Genomic DNA, 21,212 nt, shown 5'->3' with positions numbered 1-21,212 from the left:
CGACAAATACGCCGGTGGGCGAAACCTCGCCAACCAGCGTTATCCTTCGGGCCGTTCACGCGGAACATCATGGCTCATCGGATTTGTCAGGATATCGACAGGACTAGCCTGCCAATGTTGAGCCGCCTGTACCCCAGCAGGCCCCTAGTTGCAAGCCGATCCCATACGGCCTCCCGCAATTGCGAAAGAGTTTACCCCTTCTCAATGCATTTCGCGCACACTCCGCCGCAAAGGGGATCAGCAGCATTATGGACGCGCCGCAGCCGGGAAATATGACAGGCTCAAAAGACAAGACGCAACAGGATTTGCTCACGGGCGGAATCCTCTTTGCGGCGGCGCTGCTGTTCGTATTCAATGGCAGCGAAGCGATCGGTCAGGTGATCGCGGCCTTTGCCGGCTTGGGCGCCGGCGTAGAAGAAGTGCTGACGATCGCTGTGTTGCTGAACGTCGCGCTGATACTGTTCGGTTATCGCCGGTATCGCGATCTTCAGAAAGAGGTGTCCCATCGCGCAGCCGCCGAGCAACGCGCGAGCACGCTTGCGTCCATCGATCCGCTTACCAATTTCTTCAATCGGCGCTCCTTTCAGGAAAAATGCACGGCGATGATCCGCGATGCCGGTCGCAGCGGTAAGACCGTTGCGATAATGCTGCTTGATCTCGACCACTTCAAAACGATCAATGACATCCATGGACATGAAGCAGGGGATGTCGTGCTGAAGATCGTGGCAGAGCGGATGTCCAAAATCCTCCCGCCCAGTTCCATCGCCGCCAGGCTCGGTGGCGACGAGTTCACCTGCGCATGTACATTCGACGATGGTCAGGGCGAGATGATCGAGAGGATCGCCGAAGACATTGTCGCTGCCATGACACTGCCGATTAGCCATGATAACCGCGAGTTGGCGATCAGCACCTCTCTGGGCATTGCACGGTCCGATACCGATGGCGACACCATCGACGTTTTGATCCGCCGTGCCGATATCGCCATGTACGCCGCCAAGAATGCGGGACGCAACCGCCACAGTTGGTTTGAGCCTGCGATGGAAGAGGTACTGCAACATCGCAACATGATCGAAGGCGGTATGCGCGGCGGCATAGCCGCTGGAGAATTCGTCCCTTATTACGAACCGCAGGTTGAACTGACATCGGGCAAACTGCTCGGTTTCGAGATGCTGGCCCGATGGGAAAGCCCTAGCTTGGGCATTGTTCAACCGGACATGTTCATTCCGATTGCCGAAGAAAGCGGCATGATCGGCGAATTGTCTTTCGCTGTGATGCGGCGCGCCTTTACCGATGCGCGCAACTGGGACCCCTCTCTGACTCTGTCCGTCAACATCTCCCCTTCCCAATTACGCGACCCGTGGTTCAGTCAGAAAATCCTCAAACTCCTTCTGGAGACCGGATATCCCGCCAACCGGCTGGAAGTCGAAATTACCGAAAGCTGCCTGTTCGAGAATCTGGAACTCGCCAAGGCCATCGTCCAAAGCCTCAAAAACCAGGGCATTCGCGTTGCGCTTGACGATTTCGGAACGGGATACAGTTCGCTTGCACATTTGCGCGCCTTGCCGTTCGATCGGATCAAGATCGATCGCAGCTTCGTAACTGCAATGGGCGACAATGGCGAGAATGCGGCTATCGTGACTGCGATAGCCCGGCTGGGCGAAAGTCTGGGCCTGCCTGTTACAGCTGAAGGCGTCGAAACGCTCGCGATTGAAACGCAACTGCGCGGCCTGGGTTTAGCCAAGGGGCAAGGCTGGCATTTTGGAAAGCCGATGACCGTAGAACAGACTCGACGCATGCTGGCTGACCGCAACATGCTTCCTGCCCACGAAGCGCATTTACCCCGGACAGAAATATCTGCCGACGAGCAAAATCGCCTGGCTGGATAACAGACTTCAAACGACGTTCGATGGACAGCCCTGCTCATCATCCCTACATGGCGGGGATGAACGGTCGTTTCTCCAAAATGCATGGTCTGGGCAATGATTTCGTCGTGATCGACGCACGAGATGCGCCTGTTGCCATGCCAGCAAGCCGCGCCCGCGCCATTGCCGATCGCCATGCGGGGATAGGATGCGATCAGCTCATCGTTATCGAACCGTCGGATGCTGCCGATGTGAAGATGCGGATATTCAATGCAGACGGAAGCGAAGTCGAAGCCTGCGGCAATGCGACGCGCTGCGTCCCCCTGTTCTTGGGCAAGGACGTTTCCATCGAAACCAAGGGCGGCTTGCTCGACGCGCGCCTGATCGAAGGCGGCGCTATCGTCGACATGGGCGTCCCGCGCTTCGATTGGGACCAAATTCCACTCGCCTACCCAATGGACACGCGCGACATGCCTGTCGGATGGGAATATCTTGCTGACCCGAGCGCGGCAAATGTGGGTAATCCGCACATTGTCTTTTTCCGGCCCGGCATGGATATGGCCGAAGCGGCGCGGCTCGGCGCTGTGATAGAGACCGACCCACTTTTCCCTGCGCGCATCAACGTCAACTTCGCTGAAGTCGAAAGCCCCGACCGTATCCGCCTGATCGTCTGGGAGCGCGGTGCGGGCATCACGCGCGCGTGCGGCACCGGCGCCTGCGCCACAGCGGTAGCCGCCATACGGCGCGGCCTTGCAAAAGGTCCGGTGACGGTGGCGCTACCTGGCGGTGAACTGACCATCGACTGGCAACCTGGCGGCAGCATATCGATGCGCGGCCCCGCGACGCATGTATTCGACGGAGAAGCCGACTGGAGCCGCTTTTGAGGAGCGCGGGACCGCAGCTCATTACATTGGGTTGTCGCCTCAACATTGCCGAGAGCGAAACGATGCGGCAGCTTGCGGGACCGCAGGACGATCTCGTCATCGTCAATAGTTGCGCCGTAACCGGCGAAGCTGTGCGGCAGACGCGCCAGGCCATACGTCGCGCCCGCCGCGACCGGCCGGATGCGCGGATCGTGGTCACAGGCTGCGCAGCGCAAACCGATCCTGCCATGTTCGCCGCCATGCCGGAAGTCGATCGGGTGATCGGCAACAAGGAGAAGTTTGAAGCAGAGAGCTTCGTTACGTCCGCCACAGATTTTATCGGAGAGGCGGAAGACCCCAAAATCCACGTCTCCGACATCATGGCCCTGCGCGAAACAACACCGCATATGGTGAGCGGCTTTGCCGACCGGGTGCGCGGTTTCATCGAAGTGCAAAATGGCTGCGACCATCGCTGCACCTTCTGCATTATCCCCTACGGACGCGGCAACAGCCGGTCCGTGCCGGCCGGCGCAGTCATCGACAAGATAAAGGCGCTGGTGGATAGCGGTTATCGCGAGATAGTGCTGACCGGCGTGGACGTGACGAGCTATGGTCCGGACCTCCCCGGCAATCCAACGCTAGGCCTGTTGGTTGAGCGCATCCTGAAGCACGTTCCCAATCTGCCCCGCCTTCGCCTTTCGTCGCTGGATAGCGTCGAAATCGACGACTGCCTGTTCGACCTTATCGTCGGTGAACCGCGATTGATGCCGCACCTACATCTTTCGTTGCAGGCCGGTGACGATATGATCCTGAAGCGTATGAAGCGCCGCCATACGCGTGCACAGGCTATCGCACTCGTCGATCGTATAAAAAGTCGACGCCCGGACATTGCTATCGGGGCGGACATCATTGCAGGATTTCCCACCGAAACCGACGCGATGTTCGCCAACAGCCTAGCGCTGGTTGAGAACTGCCAAATCGTCCACGGTCATATCTTCCCTTACTCTCCCCGCAGCGGCACCCCAGCCGCCCGAATGCCCCAGGTCAACGCCACAATCGTCAAGTCCCGCGCTGCCAGGCTGCGCAGCGCTTGCGAGGATCAGCGTCGGTCATGGCTGCGCAGCTTAATAGGCACACGTCAGGACGTGCTGGTCGAACGCAGCGGCATGGCCGGTCATGCAGAAAGCTTCGCGCCTGTTGCGCTGACCCGGCCCGCCACACCGGGTGAAATCCTTCCCGTCTACGTTACAGCGCTTGAGAATGGACGCCTGATCGCGCAAGAGGCTCCCCATGAGTGAAACGAGCTGGCGCGACCGTCTTTTTGGCGGCCTGAAACGCACATCCGATCGCCTTGGCGACAATCTGACCGGGCTGTTCAGCCGCGCCGCCCTCGACGAGCAGACGCTCGACGAGATCGAGGAAGCGCTGATCATGTCCGACCTCGGCCCTGCCATGGCCGGTCGCATCCGGGAGCGTCTTTCCGAAGGACGGTTCAACAAGGAACTGACCGAGGAATATCTGCGCGAGATTATTGCGGAGGAAATCGAAAAGGTGCTGGCCCCCGTCGCCCGCCCGCTGGAGATCGAAGCCTTTCCTCGGCCGCAGGTGATCCTCGTCATCGGCGTCAACGGATCGGGCAAGACCACCACCATTGCCAAGCTGGCCAACCTGTTCATCGAGCAGGATTATGGCGTGATGCTGGCGGCAGGCGACACGTTCCGCGCCGCTGCCATCGGCCAGCTTCGCGTATGGGCCGACCGTCTTGGCATCCCTATCGTATCGGGCAAAGAAGGGGGCGACGCGGCCGGGATCGTGTTCGAGGCGGTGAAGCAGGCCACCGAAACCGGCATCGACGTATTGATCGTCGATACGGCAGGGCGTTTGCAGAACAAGCGCGAGTTGATGGACGAGCTAGCCAAAATCCGCCGCGTCCTGGGCCGTATCAATCCTGCGTCTCCGCACGATGTCGTCCTCGTCCTCGACGCCACCACGGGCCAGAACGCCTTGAGCCAGATCGAAGTGTTTCAGGACGTCGCGGCTGTCACCGGCCTGGTCATGACCAAGCTGGATGGCACCGCCCGCGGCGGTGTGCTTGTTGCCGCTGCAGAGAAATATCGCCTGCCTATTCACGCCATTGGCGTTGGTGAGAAGATCGAAGACCTGCGCCCCTTCGATGCTGCCGACATGGCGCGCGCCATCGCAGGAACCGCTTATGCCCGCTGACAATTCCGCTCCGGCAACCAAGCCAGCGCATAACGGCACGCTTAGCCTACTACTGGATTTTGGGCCGCTCCTCGTTTTTTTTCTGGGCTATCGAATGTTCGGCGTCATTATGGGGACAGCCATATTCATGGCTGCCATTGTCATTGCCGTAATCGTGTCAAAGTGGCAACTAGGCCGAATTTCCCCAATGCTGTGGTTGTCAGCAATTCTTGTTCTTTTTTTTGGTTCGCTGACAATTTATTTTGATGACATGACCTTCATCAAAATAAAACCGACAATTATATATAGTTTTTTTGCTTTGATGTTGTTCGCAGGACTACTGAGGGGCAAACCCCTTCTTAAATATCTGCTTCAAGCCGCTTACGATGGTTTAACTGAAGAGGGCTGGCGCAAGTTATCTCGTAATTGGGCTTTCTTTTTCGTTTTTTTAGCCGTTACCAATGAAACAGCACGGAAACTGTTAAGCGACGAACAATGGCTGCTTTTTAAAGCTCTTGGGGTCACAACAGCCTCTTTCCTCTTCGCGGCGGCCAATATTCCGATGCTCATGCGGCACGGACTGTCCGTCGGTGATAAGGTCGACAGCGACGAAATCGGCGAGACTACTCCGCCCCAAGGATAGCAAGGAATCGTCAGATAGCTGGGCATAGCAAAGGGGGAGCAGCCGAATAAATGTTCCAACCTGGAGGGGCCAGCGGATAAAGCTGCGCGTTTTCCTGCGCCACCCGCCGTTCGAGCGCAGCCAGTATGTCCTGGGTCGTCGTACAGAACTTCGGCCAGTCCTTGCCGATCTGCACATCCGTCCATGCAGCCATATATTGGCTGAATGCAGACGAGAGCTTGCCCATCTCCTTCTGAAACCGGTCCGCTTTTTCCTGAGCCGCGCGGTCGCTATGGCACAGCATGGATGGATAGAAATGGCCGTCCTCTATGGCCAGATGCGCCAGCAAAAGCCGGGCCAAGCGCCAGCGTATGGCTGACACCGGTTTGGGCGTGGAAACATCGCCGACTGCAATGCGAAGCTCATTCGCAACGGCCATGATGCTGTCGTGCTGGTCTCGTAGCTCGGCGATATTCATAAACTATCCAACCCCCCAAGCCTGTTTTTAGAAACAACGGCCTGGACAATTCATCGCATTGAATAGATTACAAAAAAGTAAAGACGCCACCGTAATGAACGGCAGCGTCTTTTTACATCAAACGTAAAATGTAAGGAGCTGGATCAACCTTGCTGATCAGCCCGCGAAGCACCCTCGCCATCAAGGTTCTGAGCAACGAATTCCCAGTTTACTGCATTCTTCAAAATGGCGCCGGCATAGTCCGGACGCGCGTTGCGATAATCGATGTAATAGGCATGTTCCCACACATCCAGAATGAACAACGGCGTATCGCCATGTGCGATCGGACAATCGGCGTCATGGTAGGACGTCACTGCCAGCTTGCCATCCTTGAGGATGAGTGCCGCCCAACCGCTGGCAAAATGCCCCACCGCTTCAGCCTTCAGCTTGTCGAGCAATGCATCGACCGAGCCGAAGCCATCGTTGATGAGCGTAAGCAATTCACCGGTCGGCTCCTGCTTTTCCGGGCTGAGGCCCAGCCAGTAAAAGCTGTGGTTCCAGATTTGACCGACCTGATTGAATAATCCGCCCTTCGACGATTTGATGAGGTCGACCAGCGACTTGCCCTGCAATGCAGGATCGGCTGCTACCAGTTCGTTTGCCTTGGTCACGTAAGCGTTGTGATGCTTGCCGTGATGATAGTCGAAAGTTTCGGCAGAAATCAGATCGCCAAAAGCGTCCTTGGCATAAGGAAGTTCGGGAAGTGCAAAAGCCATAAGAGTCTCCTTGGAATTTCTGAATGTCACCCGACCAACGCTAAAAACGTGATAGGCCCACAGTGGTAATCGGTATGGAGGGAAGGTATTTCAAGCGAAATAAAGTATTGAGAATCGTTCTCAAAAGTTGCCGAAAAGAATATCTGCGGTCAGGCTTCGATATTCGCAAGCGCACCGAGCAATCCGTGCTTTTTCAAACAGTGCCGCAATTGATCGTAACTCAGGCCCAGCCCCTTGGCCGTCGCACGCTGATTGAAACGATAACGCGATAAAGCGCCCTGCAAAATTGCGACTTCATGCGCGTCCATAGCGGCTTTCAGATCGGTCACTTCATAAGCCGCGACCTGCGGCGCGGCTTCTGGAGTCGGGGCATCCTCCGATACCTGCGCGACTTTCTTTACCGACTGGCGCGATATGTTGGGCATCGCCACCGGTCTCCATGGCGATCCGAAGGGATCGAACACGATGCGGTCGATAGAGCGTGTGGGTTCGTCCCATCGATACACAGCGCGCTCCACCACGTTGCGCAGTTCGCGCACGTTACCGGGCCAGCGATAAGCCTCCAGCTCCGCCATCGCGGGCGCCGCGAAGCCGGGCCATTGCGGCCACCCCAATTCTGCCGCCATCTTCCGTCCGAAATGATCGGTCAGCACCCGCACATCCCCCTCCCGGGCGCGCAGCGGCGGCAGCGTGATGACTTCGAACGACAGCCGGTCGAGCAGATCCGCGCGAAAACGTCCCTCCTCCGCGGCGACAGGCAAATCCTCGTTGGTCGCCGCCACGATCCGCACGTCGACCCGGATCGGCCGCGAAGCTCCGATGCGCGTCACCTCACCATATTCGACGACGCGCAAAAGGCGCTCCTGCGCCGCCATGGAAAGCGTTCCCAACTCATCGAGGAACAGCGTGCCGCCATCGGCTTCCTCAAACCGTCCCTGCCGCGTCCGCGTCGCCCCGGTGAACGCGCCTGCCTCATGCCCGAACAGCTCCGCCTCGATCAGCGTTTCGGGAAGCGCCGCGCAGTTCATGACAATCAACGGCTCACCCCAGCGCAAGGACAGGCGATGCAGACGCTCGGCAATCAGTTCCTTGCCGGTGCCTCGCTCCCCAATCACCAACACCGGGCGATTGAGTTCCGCTGCCCGTTCCGCCTGTTCCACGGAATCGAGAAACGCGAAGGACTGGCCGATGAATTGGGTGTTTTGCTCCATGCACTAAACTATGGCGAAAAATCCCAATGTTTCGCAAGTGAAATATGCCAACCGAGTGTGCCAACAGGTGAAATTCCGCAGAAATCCGCCATTTCTGAAAACTGGCACGGCCTCTGCAGTACTATTGGCAACCCGCCAAACAAACGGCGGATCGACATGAAGGCCAAGTTTCAGGGAGAACCCCAATGTTCAATATCAAGCAAATCAGCCAGCACCTTTCCGTTGCCATCTGCGCCGTCCTGTTCGGGTCCACCATGGTCCTGAGCGCCGTCGGCCCCGCCCGCGCCAATGAAACCGGCGCAGCGGTCCACAGCCTGGCTTCGGAACAAACCCCCGGAACCGTCCGCTATCTGGCGTAAGCGGTTCCAACACCCCGCCGGGGTGGGCATCGCCCCCACCCTACCCACCCCGGCACTTTTCGAATAATCATCAGGAGTAGATCACGATGGGCATTTTTTCCCGAACCCGCGACATCATCGCTGCCAACGTCACCGACTTGCTCGACAAGGCAGAAGATCCCGCAAAGATGATCCGCATGATCATCATGGAAATGCAGGAAACGCTCGTCGAAGTCCGCGCCGGCGCAGCCCGCACCATCGCGGACCAGAAGGAAATGCGTCGCCACATCAGCAAGCTGGAAGCGCTGCAGGAAAGCTGGACGGAAAAGGCACAGCTTGCCTTGTCCAAGGATCGCGAAGATCTCGCCAAGGCCGCTCTGGTTGAAAAGCAGAAGGCCGTCGACATGGCCGATCAGCTTAAGTCGGAAATCGTCGTGCTCGACGATGCCCTGCGTGCTTCGGAAGAAGACATCGCCAAACTGCAGGCCAAGTTGCGCGAAGCCCGCGCCCGCCAGAACAGCCTCGCCACCCGCATGGAAAGCGCAGAAACCCGCCTGAAGGTCCGCGAAATGTATGCTGGGGAAAAGGTGCAGGATGCCTTTGCGCGCTTCGACATTCTCGAACAGCGTGTCGATTTCGCCGAAGGTCGCGCCGACGCGATGAACCTGGGCGGCACACCGCCGACGCTGGAAGAAGAAATTGCCGCGCTCAAGTCGAACGACAAGATCGACGCCGAACTGGCTGCCATGAAGGCCGCGCAGCAGAACGCTTCTGGCACCGGGGAAGGCTGATCCAATGGAAGACATACTTGTCCCCATCGTGGTCGTCGGCATCCTCTTCCTGGGCCTGCCGTGGGTGATCTTCCACTACATCACCAAGTGGAAGACCTCCGCAACGCTCACCAACGAAGATGAAGCGATGCTCGACCAGATGCACGAAACCGCCCGTCGCCTCGATGATCGCCTTTCGACTATCGAACGGATCATCGCCGCCGACAATCCCGATTTCCGTCCGGCGCGCCCTGCGGCCGCCGATGACGACTACAGCTTCGACCGGAGGAACTGACATGACCGCTCGCCGCACGAAATTCTACCTCGACAAGCAGAACGCCAAATGGAGCGGCGTCTGCGCCGGGATCGCCGACTATACTGGGATCGACGTCATTTGGGTCCGCATCGGCGCAGTGCTGGTGACCCTGATGGGTGCCTTCCCCTGGACCCTCATCGCTTACGGTATCGCCGTATGGCTGGCCGAGAAGAAGCCGCAAGGCCTCTATCAGGATAAGGAAGACGCCAAGTTCTGGCAGGGGGTCCGCAGCAATCCAGCGCGCAGCACTCGCGACGTGCGGTCCAAGTTCCGCGACATTGACCGTCGCCTCGCCGACATCGAGGTATACTACACCAGTCGCAATCAGCGCCTGTCCGATGAGATCGAAAGCCTGCGCTAAGCCGCGGCGACTAACAGGGGAGTTGAGACGATGAGCTTTGCAGGACCATCCTTCATAATCGCCATCATCGCGATATCGACGCTGGGCTGGATGTTCACCACATGGGTACGTGCCCGCCATGGCTATCCGGTTGAAAATGAATGGGCTGGCACCGTTCATCGAAACGACCCCGACGCCGATCGAAAAATCGCGCTGCTGACCGGAGAAAATGAAAAGCTGCACGGTCGCATCGGCCACCTTGAGGAACGCATCGCCGTGCTGGAACGGATCGCCACTGATCCTGCCACCCGCACCGCCCGCGAAATCGAAGCGCTGCGCTGAAGCGAAGCAAGGGAGACGAAAATGTATGAGGACAAGATAGCTCTTTTGGGAGCGGTGTTTCCGATAATAGCCATCGCTGTGACCGTGGGTGTCGGCGGGTGGGTAATTACCACCTGGATGCGAGTGAAGCACGGCTACCCTCTCGACGGTGCCTGGGGCCAAGCAGTCTACCCCAAGACCAGCGACGAATCGATGGAGCGGATCAAGCTCCTGAGCCAGGAAAACGCTCAACTCCGCGCTGAACTGGGATCGATCAAGGATCGCCTCGCGGTGGTGGAACGGATCGTGACAGATGGATCGCACAGCCTGACTCGTGAGATCGAGCAACTGCGCGGTCCGGCGAACTAACCCAAGCAAGAGGAGGTTATCATGGCCGCAACGTGGATCTGGGTACTCATTCCCTTGGGTGCATTCGCCGTAAAGGGGTTCAAAAGCTGGCTGAGCCTGAAGGAACGGCAACTCGAAATGCAGTCGCATGAAACTGCAGAAAAAACCGCACAATATGCGGCGCAAACCGAACGGCTGGAACAGCGTGTCCGCGTTCTGGAACGGATCGTCACCGACAAGGGCGTCGATCTATCCGACGAAATTGAAAGACTGCGTGACGCGCCGCTGAACTGAGCGCCGCTCACGGGATATCAACGCGCCCATCCGCCCCTGCACATCAGGTGGATGGACCGAGCAAAAGGGAAAAGCACAATGCAGGACCCAGTTTTCTATCTGACCATGGCCATGGCGGCGTTGTCCGCCGTCGCAATCGTCGCCATGACGTTGCTGCGCGGCTGGAATGGCTGGCTCGACCTCAAAAGAGCCGAGTTGCAACACCATCCTATCGAACCCGCGACGCCATCTGTCGGCAATCGCATCGAAGTTGCCGACCTCAAGGAACGCATCCGCAAGCTGGAAGCCATTGCTGCCGGGGTGGATCTATAGCCGACGCAGTGTTTATATAATCGGCTAACGCGCCTTTCCCGCGCGTGATTTTCCCCTATATCGGCGGGCATGACACAGCCCCCCGCCCCGCTTGCCGATCTGCTCGAAGAATATGAATTTCTCGATGCCGACGACCGCTATCGATTGCTCATCGATCTGGGCAAGGGTCTGGAAGACATGCCCGACCCGCTCAAGACCGACGCCACCCTTGTGAGGGGTTGCTCGGCCGCCGTGTGGGTCTATCCCATCGCCCGTGATGACGGAACGCTGCACTTTCTGGCGGACAGCAATGCGGCGATCACCAAGGGCATTATCGCACTGGTCCTTACGACCGTGCAGGACAGGCCGGCAGCGGAAATAGCGGGGACGGACATTGCACAGTCCCTTGCTCCGTTCGACTTGCGTAACCAGCTCAGTTCCAACCGGACACAAGGCATTCCCAACATGATCGCGTTGATCCGCGAAACGGCTATGCGATACGCGCAAGCCTGACGAATCCTCTCCATTTCCGTTAGGGCAGCGGTAAAATGAGCGCTTGCGCCTTTTACGACGCTATGTGATCCTCTCTCGACTAAACGTCTCACAAGAAGGCGCTGGATGAGGATGTGCCGATGCGCTTACCAATGCTTGCCCTGGCCCTGCTCTGCGCTACTCCTGCGATTGCGCAGCAGCCAGCATCTGAAACCTGGACAACGACCTCTGACACCGTGCGCGCGCAAGCTGCCGGGATCGCTTTGCCGCAACAGGCAGGAGCGTTGGCACTGGTGAAGACCGGAGAGATTTCGGACTATGGCTCAGGCATCAACAGTTATGCGCAATATGCCTCGGCGGATAATGTCGTTCAGGCGACCGCGTTCATCTACAAGCCGGGCTTCGCAGACACCGCGTTGGCAGCCGTCGCCACGGAACGCGCCATTTTCGAACGTTTCGGTCCGACGATCCGTCGCGCCTCTCAACAGGTCACGGACGCTGGCGGCCATGCAAATAGCGCACTGCGCACCCTTTATACCGGTGCCGCCGATGGTCAGCTCGTCCTTGCCGCGGCGTTCGTGCATGCCGGTGGCTGGATCGTCAAATTGCGCGTCACTGCAACCAGCGATCGGCAAGCCGACGTGGAGGCCGGCGTCAATGCCATGCTCAAAGGCCTGTCGTTCGACACGCCGTCGGCATTGCAGCGCGCATCGGCTGTTGATCTCAAAGCCTGCACAGCCGACAGCACGGCACTCTGTCGGCTTGGGACAATCAAAGTTGACGACGCGACATTCGATGTTCTGCAAGTTGCGGATGCGAACGCCAATGGATCGGTGGTTATCCCCATCGATGACGCTGGCGCATTACTCCGCTTCGATCGAGTTTCAGGCAGCCAAGGCTATGCTTTGACTCGCTATGGACTGGACAGCAGCACTGCTGTGGGACGTTACCCCGCTTTGCCGGATTCGAGGCAAATGGCGGCAATAATCGACGGTAGCGATCAAAAACTGGCGAAGGGCGACGAACCCTCTACCACCACCGTGCTGCGCGAATCCGTGCGCTAGATCTGCTCGACCTAAATCAGATAGCCTAGCTCAAATATTCCCCACCGACGTCCGTTCACGACCAACGGGACCATAACGCTCCGCAACGCGCGATACTGTCCATCGCCCAGATCCTGCCGGTAGGTGAACAGGAAGAAATCGCCTTCGCTATCGAGAGCCCGACGTGTCTGGTTGTCCATGAAAATCTGCCGATTTCGCGCGTTTTTGAGATTCCACTGACGCTCCCCCGTTTTTTGCGGCAGGCTTCTGCGGCTGATATGCGTGGGCAAATGGCCATTCATGTCCGTCAGGCAGCACCCCACTATCGTGGTATCCTTTGCCGTCCACGCATCCAGGATCGGCCGGATATGCCGATCCGCGAAATCGACGAAGCCGCTATGATATTGAACGGGGTCCGTACCAGCTATCGGCTTATAAGCCGTATCGAACAGGTCGGCAGTACGCAGGCTCCCACTCTCCAAAGCACTGGATATCCGTTGCAACACCTCGGCCGCCGCGTCTTCGGCCATTGCGATGTACGCGCTGTTTCGAGTGGGTGCCTTACCATGGGCGACCTTGTTGAGCATGTCGTTCGCCCTATGCTCCAGATCGTCCAGGCGTAACCGCGCAGTATCCGCGCCCGATGCGTTACTGTGCGCCGACTGCGCAAAATGCGCCAATTCATCCCGCAACATGGCCGCATCCACCCCAGCGGCGTCCGTGCAGTGAACGATGGCATGGGACCGCTCCTGAAACTGTACCACCAGTCCCGAAAAATCCGCCATTACGATGCGCAGATCGTCAATATGATCCCCCGCATCATGTCCGAGGGCGATGTTCGATTCCACGCCCGAGATCAGCATCCGCGCGTCATTGTCCAGTTGGCGCAGCGTTTTCCCGACCGAGTGCGAAGAATCCCCCGCCTTGGTCGCCAACTTGCGTATTTCGTCGGCTACCACTGCGAAGCCCTGCGTCGCGGCTCCACCGCGCGCAGCCTCGATTGCGGCATTGACCCCCAAAAGCCGCGTCTGGCGGGCTATCGCCGACAACTCGTCGGACACGCTGCCGACCATCTCGATGGTGTTCAGGAAGCTGCGGAGTTTCCCTTCCAACCCCGTCACATGCGCGATCAGGGCGGATACTTCATCAAGGGAGCGGGATGCCGCCTTGTGACCATCTGCCACGATCTTTTCCGCACGATGCGCTGTGGTCCGCAATTGCTGCGCCGCCACACCGGATTCCTCATGTGCCGCTGCAAGGGAGGCCATCGTCTTTTCGAGATCGGCGAGGCGACCGATGTCATCCTGAATCGATCGGTTTAGCTGATTGAGAAACCCCGCGGTCTCGCTGCACTGCAGCGCGATATCGCCCGATCGCTCCCCTAAATCGGCCAGCAAAACGTCTTCTTGCAAATCAAAGCCCCCGCTTTGCAGGTCCGACGTTGGAATCGTGGACGAAACTGAATAGTGCGTCATTCATCATGCAATGCAATACTTAATGTTGCGTTTGCGAAATGCACCCGCCTGTTCAATGCATGCGTGGTGTATTAGGGTCACCGATATGTTTTTCTCCTTTCTCGACGAACTGCGCGCCGCGGGCATTCCAGCAGGCGTAAAAGAGCATCTGGTGCTGCTCGATGCTCTGCAACGCGATGTGATCGCGCGGCGGCCCGAAGAGTTCTACTATCTGGCCCGCGCGACCTTCGTGAAGGATGAGGCCCTGTTTGATCGCTTCGATCAGGTCTTCTCCCGCGTCTTCAAGGGGCTGGAGAGCGACTATGGCGTTGCCCAAGCCGACATTCCGGAGGAATGGCTGCGCGCCATTGCGGAGAAGTATCTCAGCCCCGAAGAGATGGAGAAGATCAAGTCGCTGGGCGACTGGGACGAGATCATGGAGACGCTGAAGAAGCGTCTGGAGGAACAGCATGGTCGCCATCAGGGCGGCAGCAAGTGGATCGGCACCGGCGGCACATCGCCCTATGGCAATGGCGGATATAATCCCGAAGGCGTGCGGATCGGCGGCGAAAGCAAGCACAAGCGCGCGCTGAAAGTGTGGGAGCAGCGCGAGTTCCGCAACCTCGACAGCACCAAGGAATTGGGCACCCGCAATATCAAGGTCGCGTTGCGCCGCCTGCGCCGTTTCGCGCGCGAAGGGGCCGCCGACGAGCTGGACATGGACGCCACCATTCGCGGCACCGCACGGCAAGGCTGGCTCGATATCCAGATGCGCGCCGAGCGCCGCAATGCGGTCAAGCTGCTGCTGTTCCTCGACGTCGGCGGATCGATGGACCCGTTCATCACGCTGGTCGAGGAACTGTTTTCTGCCGCCACCGCCGAGTTCAAGAACCTCGAATTCTTCTACTTCCACAACTGCCTGTACGAAGGCGTGTGGAAGGACAACCGCCGCCGCTTTGCCGAGCGCACCCCGACATGGGATATCCTCCACAAATATGGCCATGATTATAAAGTCGTGTTCGTCGGCGACGCGGCCATGAGCCCTTATGAGATCACCCAGCCCGGCGGCAGCGTGGAGCATTTCAACGAAGAACCGGGCGCAACCTGGCTCCAGCGCATGACCAACACATACCCGGCCAGCGTCTGGATCAACCCCACGACGCAGCAGCATTGGGGCTATAGCCAGTCCACGCAAGTCATCCGCCAACTGATGCACGACCGCATGTATCCGCTCACGCTGGCGGGACTGGACGATGCCATGCGCGAGCTGACCCGCAAGCGGTGATGACGCCGCGTTTTTCGCGGAAAGCCTCAAAGGCCTCACTACGTCACCCCCCAGTTGCATCCTTTGGCTCAGTCGATGGACGCTACAACGGGGTGAGGAAAGTGCGCGCAGAGTAACCTGAACATACGGGCCAGCCGGTCCCCCGTGGTCGCGTGCAGCTTTGGGGCGCTGCCATCCCCGCGTTCTCATACCCGCTGCGTAATAACCTCAGCATCAATGCCGCCCTATGCCACCCGGCTGGTCGACCCGAAGGGCCGAGGGGTTTCAAGGCATGGACGGGCCTGCAGGGCGTTGGCCTGGAGTATGGGCCGGGTGTAGCGGAGACGGTTGCGTGTAGGACAGGGGAAATTGGTGGGGATGGTAGCCTCCTTCTCCATCGTCACCCCAGACCTGATCCGGGGTCTCGCTTTACTTGAGATGCTAAGGAAGAAAGCGGGATCCCGGGTCAAGCCCGGGATGACGGGGGTGATGGGTGGTTAGCGACCAGACTTTGTCATTCGGCGGAACGATGACGATGCCTGACAGCGGACATAGTGACCCAACTCTGTTATCATGCCAGAATGACGCCGTTCGACGCTTTGATGCACGAGGTCTGCGTGGAACGCGGCTGGTGTGGTGCGATTGTGAATGACCGCCCGATGCACGTCACGGATTTTTTGCCCGAGAGTGGCACCGTGACAGCCGATCAGTTCGTAGGCTGGCTGTTCGATGCAGATGGAGTCAACCCGGATGTGGATCGAGAAAAGTGGCAGAAGCACATCGACGGGCTTCGCAATGCTTTCATACGCCACATGGGCGGGTGTTCGGTTGATGTTCAGATGCTTGTTTGGTCCGACAGCTAACGGCGAAAATCTGACGGCTATGGTTTGGGTGTGTCTTTCGGTCGCGCTTTTGCAATCTTTGCGCTCTCTGCTTTGAGCGGCCTCGAAACGGGACATACTTCCTGCACATAGGCGTTGAGCGTATTAGCCAAGCTGTCGGGCACAAGCCGATAATATACAAACTGGCCACGCTTCTCACTGGCGATCAGCCCGGCATTCTCCAGCACGGCCAGATGCTGCGAGACAGCAGGTTTCGACATTTCGAACCGCGACGCAATGTCACCCGCGTTTAGTTCGGCATGCGCGAGATAGGCGAGTATCTTGCGGCGCGGCACCGAGGCGAGGGCTTCGAATATCTTCTGCATTATCCTTATTTAAGGAATGAGCTAACGGCTTGACAAGGGGCGTGCAATATTTAAGGAATAAGCTAATTACCTAGGAGGCTGTCATGAGAGTCGCGACCGACCGCTGCAGCGTGAATAGCTTGATTGAAACGCCGGGATGCAGCCCCGTCGAGGGCATAGTGCGATGGGATCCGGTGCACTCCGTCTGGAACGGGGGCATGCTGTTGACCTCGCTGGTTCTGGCACCGTGGCTGTTCAGCCGGAGCGCGCTGCTAATTTTCGTTCTCCTCACCGGCGCTTCGCTACTGCTCGGCCATAGCGTTGGTTTTCATCGCCGCCTGATCCACCGCAGCTTCGATTGCCCGAAATGGGTGGAGCGCGCACTCGTCTGGATCGGCACATGCGTCGGCATGAGCGGACCGCTCTGGATGATCCGTACCCATGACATGCGCGACTGGGCGCAACGTCAGCGCGATTGCCATGATTATCTCGCCCACCGCCAGTCGATGTTGAGGGATGCCTACTGGCAACTCCACTGTCGGCTGGATCTTCAGCGGCCACCAGCCTTTGATTATGGCGATGCCGGCGGGGACCGTTTCTACCGCTTTCTGGAAGCCACATGGATGGCGCAACAAATCCCTATAGCGGTCCTGCTGTTCCTGGGCGGTGGATGGAGCTGGGTAGTCTGGGGCATCTGCGTCCGGGTCAGCATCTCCGTAACAGGGCACTGGTTTGTGGGGCATTTGGCGCATCGCCGGGGACCGCAAAGCTGGCTGGTCAAGGACGCCGGGGTGCAGGCGCATGATGTCCCATGGGCGGCGATCCCGACCATGGGCGAGGCATGGCATAATAACCATCATGCTTTTCCGGGATCGGCGCGGATCGGCCTGCACCCGGGCCAGAGCGACTGGGGTTATGCTTTTATCAAGCTGCTCGAAACACTGGGCTTGGCATGGAATATCGTTCTTCCCCAACATCTGGACCGAGCCGCAGCCGTGATGCAGATTTCGAGAGAAAGCACGCCTGACCCCGCCAGCCCCATATCCCTGACTCAGGTGTAAGCCCATGCGCTACCCCTTATCCTTCCAAGGCGAACTCTCGCCCTTCGCTTATGTTTTGCTGGCTCCAACCCTACTTCTGTCCCAGCATGCCGCAGTAGCGGCGGCTTTCGTCAGGGAAGGGTTCCCGATCCCCCTCAGCCCGAGCTTCTGGCTGCTGCCGCTGCGCAGCCTGACCCTGCTGCCCAATCTGGACATGACGACGGCGGCTGTGTCTTTCGCCATCAGCCTCGTTGTGGCCTGGGGACTGGCGCTGCTGTCATTCCGCCGCGCGTCGTGGTCGGGAGGAGGCTATTTTCTCGCCGCACTGGCGATCGTGCCCATGGTCCAGATCGCCGCTGTCACACTGCTCCTGATCCTTCCACACCTGTCGACTGAGATCGGAGACGAGCCCGAAGCGGGTGTCGATGTCAGGGATATGATGCAGGGGGTTCTCGCAGGCGTTGCGATAATTATTCTGGCCGTGCTGATATCTGCCGTTAGTTTCGGTGCCTATGGCTGGGGCCTGTTCGTGATGACGCCCTTTCTGGTCGGTATGACCACTGGCTTTCTCGCCAATCGGCGGAGGTCCATAAGTTTTGGCCAAACGAGCATGTTGGTCATGGGGGCCGCCGGCATCGGGTCGCTTGCGCTGATCCTGCTGGCACTGGAGGGTATGCTATGCATTCTGATGGCTGCACCGCTTGGCGGAATCGTGGCAATTGTCGGCGGCGGTCTGGGCCGTGCCGCTGCGCGTTTCGGTAGGAAAAAGGACCAGCCGCTAATGAGCCTTGCCTTCTTGCCCGCTCTGTTTGCGCTGGAGGCTGCCATGCCACCCGTCGCGCCGATTGCCACGCATGAAGCCGTCGACATTGCGGCGCCTCCCTCAGCTGTATGGCACGCACTGACGGACAGCAGCCCCATAGCATCCGGACCGGGGATCGTCGGCGTCTCAGGGCTTGCTTATCCAATCCGTGGACGCCTGGTGGGCGCAGGCGTGGGAGCGGTGCGTCTGGGCGAATTCTCGACCGGTGTTGCTCGGGAGAGGGTGACCCAGTGGCAACCCGAACGGCGCCTTGCCTTTACTGTGGTCGAGCAGCCTCCCGCCATGGAGGAGATGAGTCCCTATCGGAAAGTCCATGCACCCCACGTGCGCGGCTATTTCGATACGGGGGAAACCCGCTTCGACCTCGAACCGCTCGCCAATGGTGGCACCCGGCTTACGGCGCGTGCTACCCACATATTGAAGATGGACCCGGTGCTCTATTGGGAACCCGTAGCACGATGGGCGATCCATCTGAATGTGATGCGGGTTTTGCGCGACATTCAGGCAAAGGCCGTTGCGGAAGACAGTGATCACCACCGTTCGGGAGTTTGATGGTCGATGGCACCTGCACGCTCTTTGCTAACCGGCTTTCTACGCCGCGCTCTGGTCGACCGGGTCCGGGCTGTGTTCAATGATCGCGCCAACGGTGAAAAGCCGGTCGTCCGCTCGTCCAATGCGCTTTTCCCTTGCGATTCCGTAATCTGGCGCGTGCATGGCGATGTTACCACGATGATGGTGGGTGGCGTTTCCGCGCTGCTTATGCAGATGCTCCATCCTGCGGCGCTGGCGGGGATCTGGGACCATTCGACGTTCCGGGATGATATGTTGGGCAGGCTGAGGCGAACCGCGCGCTTTATCGCCGTGACCACCTACGCCGACCAGGCCGATGCTCTGGCCGCCGTAAAGCGGGTTAAGGACGTCCATTCGCAGGTCACCGGAACACTGCCGGACGGCACACCCTATTCCGCCAATGAACCGCATCTGCTCGCATGGGTTCATGTCACGGAAGCTCTGTGCTTTCTCGACGCCTGGATCCGCTATGGCGAGCCCGGCATGAGCGAAGCCGACCAGGACAGCTATTTCGCGCAATTCGCCCTGATCGCACAAATGCTCGGCGCAGATCCCGTGCCGCAAACTCGCGCCAAGGCCGAAGCACGGGTAGAGACCATGCGTCCAGCCTTGAGTGCAGACGCAAGGACAAAAGAGATCGCAAGACTGGTCCTGCGTCAGAAGGCGCCTGCACCGGCAGCGGCTCCTGTACAGGCCATGATAATGGATGCAGCAGTCGATCTGCTCCCGCCATGGGCGAGCGGCTTGCACGGAATTGTTGGACCGCGCCTCAGCACACCTGCTGCCCGCTTCTCAACGGCCCTGATCGCACGCACCATCCGATGGGCATTTGCCGGCGAGATCCGCAGAGGTCCCTCGCAAACGTGATCCGCATTCCCACTTCGCGACCACTTCGGGGTCGACCATTTGTTGCCGTCGTCATTCGGCGTTAGGTTATCTAGGGGCGGACATATGGCGCGCCTGTGAATGTCTGATCGTGCCCTTCTGTAATATCCGACCAGAACGGAATGTGTCGCACAGGGCCGATATTATAGGTGCCGCCAAACTCGTTGACGAAATACTGCGATAGGTTCGCACCGTAATATACCGTATCAAAACCGTGCATTGAGAAGACGGGGTTACCACTATCGCAAGGAGTTTCGGGAAGGAACCTGTGGCTCAGTATAGGAATAAGTCGGGGCGCTTGCGCCAGCGCCTCACCTACAATCCCATGCCGGAGCGATAGGTCGTTTGGGCGCTCGCCCCAATCTGGCCACCAAAGGCCGTGATCGACATCGAACAGCAAGGCCTCCAAAGGCCGTGCTAGCATCTTCCGAATACGGCTATCTTCGGCGTTCCAACGGTACCCCCCGCTTGGCTGCTTTTCCAAGAACAGAGCTATCAAATCTGGGGGGAAGTTGATGCCATAGCGTTCTTGCGCTTCATCTAGCTCCGATTGAGTGTAACCCGGCGCCCATCTATCCATGAGATTAATCTGCACGATTCCAAGTCCGCTTTCTACCCTTCTAAATGACAGACCGGACTGTCGCCTATCCACCCATATTCACCAATCCGCGCCCTACCCCACCCGCCGCCCCGTCCACACCACGCGGCCGACAATATCCACCAGCGCGGGGTCGATATCGGTCCAGTCGGGATAATGCGAGTTGTCGCTGAGGACGGAGAAGCGGCCTCGCTTTGGCCCCATTGCCACCCGTTTTACCATCAGCATGTCGTCGAGGCGCAGGACGTAGATGCCGTCGCGCAGGCGGGGGGCGGCGTCGGCGCGGTCGACCATGATGTCGTCGCCATCGTTGAGCGTGGGGGCCATCGATTCGCCATCGACGCGAATGATCGACAGCCCCTCCCCCTTTACGCCCATCGTCCGCAGCCATGCGGCATCGAAGGCGAAGGCGCCCGACGCGCGTTCATCGTCGTCCAGTGACCCTGCGCCCGCCGACGCGCCGAGCGCCAGCCGCGGCACCACGACGACGGCAGGGGTTGCGCGCTTCCGGCTGAGGCTGACGACCGGCGTCTCCTCGGGCCCGCCCAACAGGCGCTCTTCCACGCCGAAATAGCGCGCGAGCACACGGCGGTCGGCTTCATCCAGCTTCCGGGGCGTCCCGCGTTTGATATATTGCTGAATATAGGCAGGGTTGCGACCGATTAGGCGGGACAGCGCCTCGTAGCGTTCATGCCGTTCGGCAATCAGGCGGTCGAGCGCAGCGCGGGCAGCAACATTATCCATATTTTGCATATAGCGGCAGGATTTTTCCTAGACAAGTAGGAATTTGCCAATGAAATAGGAAAAACCCTATCCGGTTTCGACTCGCTCGCGAGTGGGTGCCGG

General features: G+C 58.9%; 27 protein-coding genes. 20 read left to right on the top strand and 7 right to left on the bottom strand.

All coding sequences use genetic code 11. The annotated features are described in order from the left end of the window. The first annotated feature begins 248 nt into the window (after positions 1–248). The 5 genes from LQ220_RS12925 to ispZ are packed head-to-tail and all read left to right on the top strand — an operon-like array spanning position 249 to position 5,570. Positions 249–1,886 carry an EAL domain-containing protein gene (locus LQ220_RS12925; protein WP_354957724.1) on the top strand — a complete coding sequence of 546 codons (1,638 nt, stop codon included), beginning with the start codon at positions 249–251 and terminating at the stop codon, positions 1,884–1,886. Between the two features lie 56 nt (positions 1,887–1,942). Next, on the top strand, positions 1,943–2,746 hold the full coding sequence (gene dapF / locus LQ220_RS12920) for a diaminopimelate epimerase (protein WP_230188852.1): 804 nt from the start codon (positions 1,943–1,945) through the stop codon (positions 2,744–2,746). Beyond that, the gene (gene mtaB, locus LQ220_RS12915; protein WP_290369042.1) at positions 2,743–4,023 is read left to right on the top strand and encodes a tRNA (N(6)-L-threonylcarbamoyladenosine(37)-C(2))-methylthiotransferase MtaB; all 1,281 of its coding nucleotides are present in this window, start codon (positions 2,743–2,745) and stop codon (positions 4,021–4,023) included. Before dapF ends, mtaB begins: the two co-directional genes overlap by 4 nt. Then, complete coding sequence (ftsY, locus tag LQ220_RS12910; RefSeq protein WP_230188709.1) at positions 4,016–4,948, top strand: signal recognition particle-docking protein FtsY; 933 nt, start codon at positions 4,016–4,018, stop codon at positions 4,946–4,948. Before mtaB ends, ftsY begins: the two co-directional genes overlap by 8 nt. Then, a complete protein-coding gene (gene ispZ / locus LQ220_RS12905; protein ID WP_230188708.1) occupies positions 4,938–5,570 on the top strand; it encodes a septation protein IspZ in 633 nt (210 codons plus the stop codon). Before ftsY ends, ispZ begins: the two co-directional genes overlap by 11 nt. Positions 5,571–5,580: 10 nt before the next feature. Here ispZ and LQ220_RS12900 read toward each other — a convergent pair whose 3' ends face one another. The 3 genes from LQ220_RS12900 to pspF form a co-directional block, all read right to left on the bottom strand. Beyond that, on the bottom strand, positions 5,581–6,027 hold the full coding sequence (locus tag LQ220_RS12900; RefSeq protein WP_230188707.1) for a hemerythrin domain-containing protein: 447 nt from the start codon (positions 6,025–6,027) through the stop codon (positions 5,581–5,583). A 143-nt stretch (positions 6,028–6,170) separates the two neighbouring features. Beyond that, positions 6,171–6,782 (bottom strand): superoxide dismutase, encoded by a 612-nt coding sequence (locus LQ220_RS12895; RefSeq protein WP_230188706.1) that lies wholly within the window; start codon positions 6,780–6,782, stop codon positions 6,171–6,173. Between the two features lie 149 nt (positions 6,783–6,931). Next, the gene (gene pspF, locus LQ220_RS12890; protein ID WP_230188705.1) at positions 6,932–7,993 is read right to left on the bottom strand and encodes a phage shock protein operon transcriptional activator; all 1,062 of its coding nucleotides are present in this window, start codon (positions 7,991–7,993) and stop codon (positions 6,932–6,934) included. A gap of 185 nt (positions 7,994–8,178) precedes the next feature. Between pspF and LQ220_RS12885 the strand changes: the two genes are divergently transcribed. The 10 genes from LQ220_RS12885 (at position 8,179) to LQ220_RS12840 (ending at position 12,567) form a co-directional block, all read left to right on the top strand. Next, the gene (locus LQ220_RS12885; RefSeq protein WP_230188704.1) at positions 8,179–8,352 is read left to right on the top strand and encodes a hypothetical protein; all 174 of its coding nucleotides are present in this window, start codon (positions 8,179–8,181) and stop codon (positions 8,350–8,352) included. Positions 8,353–8,438: 86 nt separating this feature from the next. Continuing rightward, complete coding sequence (gene pspA / locus LQ220_RS12880; RefSeq protein WP_230188703.1) at positions 8,439–9,122, top strand: phage shock protein PspA; 684 nt, start codon at positions 8,439–8,441, stop codon at positions 9,120–9,122. Positions 9,123–9,126: 4 nt separating this feature from the next. Next, entirely contained in the window at positions 9,127–9,396 is a 270-nt protein-coding gene (pspB, locus tag LQ220_RS12875) for an envelope stress response membrane protein PspB (protein ID WP_230188702.1), read from the top strand. A gap of 1 nt (position 9,397) precedes the next feature. Continuing rightward, entirely contained in the window at positions 9,398–9,778 is a 381-nt protein-coding gene (gene pspC / locus LQ220_RS12870) for an envelope stress response membrane protein PspC (protein ID WP_230188701.1), read from the top strand. 30 nt (positions 9,779–9,808) lie between these two features. Next, a complete protein-coding gene (locus tag LQ220_RS12865) occupies positions 9,809–10,099 on the top strand; it encodes a hypothetical protein (RefSeq protein WP_230188700.1) in 291 nt (96 codons plus the stop codon). 21 nt (positions 10,100–10,120) lie between these two features. After that, positions 10,121–10,447, top strand: a complete 327-nt coding sequence (locus tag LQ220_RS12860; protein WP_230188699.1) for a hypothetical protein — start codon at positions 10,121–10,123, stop codon at positions 10,445–10,447. Between the two features lie 21 nt (positions 10,448–10,468). After that, positions 10,469–10,720 (top strand): hypothetical protein, encoded by a 252-nt coding sequence (locus LQ220_RS12855; RefSeq protein WP_230188698.1) that lies wholly within the window; start codon positions 10,469–10,471, stop codon positions 10,718–10,720. Between the two features lie 78 nt (positions 10,721–10,798). Next, on the top strand, positions 10,799–11,032 hold the full coding sequence (locus tag LQ220_RS12850) for a hypothetical protein (protein WP_230188697.1): 234 nt from the start codon (positions 10,799–10,801) through the stop codon (positions 11,030–11,032). A gap of 69 nt (positions 11,033–11,101) precedes the next feature. Next, positions 11,102–11,524 carry a SufE family protein gene (locus LQ220_RS12845; RefSeq protein WP_230188696.1) on the top strand — a complete coding sequence of 141 codons (423 nt, stop codon included), beginning with the start codon at positions 11,102–11,104 and terminating at the stop codon, positions 11,522–11,524. Positions 11,525–11,643: 119 nt separating this feature from the next. Beyond that, entirely contained in the window at positions 11,644–12,567 is a 924-nt protein-coding gene (locus LQ220_RS12840; RefSeq protein ID WP_230188695.1) for a hypothetical protein, read from the top strand. 11 nt (positions 12,568–12,578) lie between these two features. Here the strand turns inward: LQ220_RS12840 and LQ220_RS12835 are convergent, their stop codons facing one another. Beyond that, entirely contained in the window at positions 12,579–13,958 is a 1,380-nt protein-coding gene (locus tag LQ220_RS12835) for a methyl-accepting chemotaxis protein (protein ID WP_230188694.1), read from the bottom strand. Positions 13,959–14,106: 148 nt separating this feature from the next. Between LQ220_RS12835 and LQ220_RS12830 the strand changes: the two genes are divergently transcribed. Next, on the top strand, positions 14,107–15,285 hold the full coding sequence (locus LQ220_RS12830) for a VWA domain-containing protein (RefSeq protein WP_230188693.1): 1,179 nt from the start codon (positions 14,107–14,109) through the stop codon (positions 15,283–15,285). Positions 15,286–15,845: 560 nt separating this feature from the next. Beyond that, positions 15,846–16,127 (top strand): hypothetical protein, encoded by a 282-nt coding sequence (locus LQ220_RS12825; protein ID WP_230188692.1) that lies wholly within the window; start codon positions 15,846–15,848, stop codon positions 16,125–16,127. A gap of 17 nt (positions 16,128–16,144) precedes the next feature. Here LQ220_RS12825 and LQ220_RS12820 read toward each other — a convergent pair whose 3' ends face one another. Continuing rightward, positions 16,145–16,471 (bottom strand): metalloregulator ArsR/SmtB family transcription factor, encoded by a 327-nt coding sequence (locus tag LQ220_RS12820; RefSeq protein ID WP_230188691.1) that lies wholly within the window; start codon positions 16,469–16,471, stop codon positions 16,145–16,147. 197 nt (positions 16,472–16,668) lie between these two features. Here LQ220_RS12820 and LQ220_RS12815 point away from each other — a divergent pair, with 197 nt between their 5' ends. The 3 genes from LQ220_RS12815 to LQ220_RS12805 are packed head-to-tail and all read left to right on the top strand — an operon-like array spanning position 16,669 to position 19,750. Beyond that, the gene (locus LQ220_RS12815) at positions 16,669–17,511 is read left to right on the top strand and encodes an acyl-CoA desaturase (protein WP_230188690.1); all 843 of its coding nucleotides are present in this window, start codon (positions 16,669–16,671) and stop codon (positions 17,509–17,511) included. Positions 17,512–17,515: 4 nt separating this feature from the next. After that, on the top strand, positions 17,516–18,865 hold the full coding sequence (locus LQ220_RS12810) for an SRPBCC family protein (RefSeq protein WP_230188689.1): 1,350 nt from the start codon (positions 17,516–17,518) through the stop codon (positions 18,863–18,865). 6 nt (positions 18,866–18,871) lie between these two features. Next, positions 18,872–19,750, top strand: a complete 879-nt coding sequence (locus LQ220_RS12805) for an oxygenase MpaB family protein (RefSeq protein ID WP_230188688.1) — start codon at positions 18,872–18,874, stop codon at positions 19,748–19,750. A 70-nt stretch (positions 19,751–19,820) separates the two neighbouring features. Here the strand turns inward: LQ220_RS12805 and LQ220_RS12800 are convergent, their stop codons facing one another. Both LQ220_RS12800 and LQ220_RS12795 read right to left on the bottom strand, forming a co-directional pair. Then, positions 19,821–20,363 (bottom strand): hypothetical protein, encoded by a 543-nt coding sequence (locus LQ220_RS12800; protein ID WP_230188687.1) that lies wholly within the window; start codon positions 20,361–20,363, stop codon positions 19,821–19,823. Between the two features lie 78 nt (positions 20,364–20,441). Beyond that, the gene (locus tag LQ220_RS12795) at positions 20,442–21,110 is read right to left on the bottom strand and encodes a S24/S26 family peptidase (protein WP_230188850.1); all 669 of its coding nucleotides are present in this window, start codon (positions 21,108–21,110) and stop codon (positions 20,442–20,444) included. Positions 21,111–21,212 lie beyond the last annotated feature (102 nt).

Source organism: Sphingobium sp. CECT 9361, from assembly GCF_918741285.1.
Lineage (GTDB): Bacteria > Pseudomonadota > Alphaproteobacteria > Sphingomonadales > Sphingomonadaceae > Sphingobium.
This window is presented reverse-complemented; position numbering and strand designations above follow the sequence as displayed.

Excerpts from the sequence above, each read along its gene's own strand:
- LQ220_RS12925 (WP_354957724.1), top strand. The coding sequence starts at position 249 with ATGGACGCGCCGCAGCCGGGAAATATGACAGGCTCAAAAGACAAGACG.
- dapF (WP_230188852.1), top strand. The coding sequence starts at position 1,943 with ATGAACGGTCGTTTCTCCAAAATGCATGGTCTGGGCAATGATTTCGTC.
- ftsY (WP_230188709.1), top strand. The coding sequence starts at position 4,016 with ATGAGTGAAACGAGCTGGCGCGACCGTCTTTTTGGCGGCCTGAAACGC.
- ispZ (WP_230188708.1), top strand. The coding sequence starts at position 4,938 with ATGCCCGCTGACAATTCCGCTCCGGCAACCAAGCCAGCGCATAACGGC.
- LQ220_RS12900 (WP_230188707.1), bottom strand. The coding sequence starts at position 6,027 with ATGAATATCGCCGAGCTACGAGACCAGCACGACAGCATCATGGCCGTT.
- LQ220_RS12895 (WP_230188706.1), bottom strand. The coding sequence starts at position 6,782 with ATGGCTTTTGCACTTCCCGAACTTCCTTATGCCAAGGACGCTTTTGGC.
- pspF (WP_230188705.1), bottom strand. The coding sequence starts at position 7,993 with ATGGAGCAAAACACCCAATTCATCGGCCAGTCCTTCGCGTTTCTCGAT.
- LQ220_RS12885 (WP_230188704.1), top strand. The coding sequence starts at position 8,179 with ATGTTCAATATCAAGCAAATCAGCCAGCACCTTTCCGTTGCCATCTGC.
- pspA (WP_230188703.1), top strand. The coding sequence starts at position 8,439 with ATGGGCATTTTTTCCCGAACCCGCGACATCATCGCTGCCAACGTCACC.
- pspB (WP_230188702.1), top strand. The coding sequence starts at position 9,127 with ATGGAAGACATACTTGTCCCCATCGTGGTCGTCGGCATCCTCTTCCTG.
- pspC (WP_230188701.1), top strand. The coding sequence starts at position 9,398 with ATGACCGCTCGCCGCACGAAATTCTACCTCGACAAGCAGAACGCCAAA.
- LQ220_RS12865 (WP_230188700.1), top strand. The coding sequence starts at position 9,809 with ATGAGCTTTGCAGGACCATCCTTCATAATCGCCATCATCGCGATATCG.
- LQ220_RS12860 (WP_230188699.1), top strand. The coding sequence starts at position 10,121 with ATGTATGAGGACAAGATAGCTCTTTTGGGAGCGGTGTTTCCGATAATA.
- LQ220_RS12855 (WP_230188698.1), top strand. The coding sequence starts at position 10,469 with ATGGCCGCAACGTGGATCTGGGTACTCATTCCCTTGGGTGCATTCGCC.
- LQ220_RS12850 (WP_230188697.1), top strand. The coding sequence starts at position 10,799 with ATGCAGGACCCAGTTTTCTATCTGACCATGGCCATGGCGGCGTTGTCC.
- LQ220_RS12845 (WP_230188696.1), top strand. The coding sequence starts at position 11,102 with ATGACACAGCCCCCCGCCCCGCTTGCCGATCTGCTCGAAGAATATGAA.
- LQ220_RS12840 (WP_230188695.1), top strand. The coding sequence starts at position 11,644 with ATGCGCTTACCAATGCTTGCCCTGGCCCTGCTCTGCGCTACTCCTGCG.
- LQ220_RS12830 (WP_230188693.1), top strand. The coding sequence starts at position 14,107 with ATGTTTTTCTCCTTTCTCGACGAACTGCGCGCCGCGGGCATTCCAGCA.
- LQ220_RS12825 (WP_230188692.1), top strand. The coding sequence starts at position 15,846 with ATGACGCCGTTCGACGCTTTGATGCACGAGGTCTGCGTGGAACGCGGC.
- LQ220_RS12820 (WP_230188691.1), bottom strand. The coding sequence starts at position 16,471 with ATGCAGAAGATATTCGAAGCCCTCGCCTCGGTGCCGCGCCGCAAGATA.
- LQ220_RS12815 (WP_230188690.1), top strand. The coding sequence starts at position 16,669 with ATGCTGTTGACCTCGCTGGTTCTGGCACCGTGGCTGTTCAGCCGGAGC.
- LQ220_RS12810 (WP_230188689.1), top strand. The coding sequence starts at position 17,516 with ATGCGCTACCCCTTATCCTTCCAAGGCGAACTCTCGCCCTTCGCTTAT.
- LQ220_RS12805 (WP_230188688.1), top strand. The coding sequence starts at position 18,872 with ATGGCACCTGCACGCTCTTTGCTAACCGGCTTTCTACGCCGCGCTCTG.
- LQ220_RS12795 (WP_230188850.1), bottom strand. The coding sequence starts at position 21,110 with ATGGATAATGTTGCTGCCCGCGCTGCGCTCGACCGCCTGATTGCCGAA.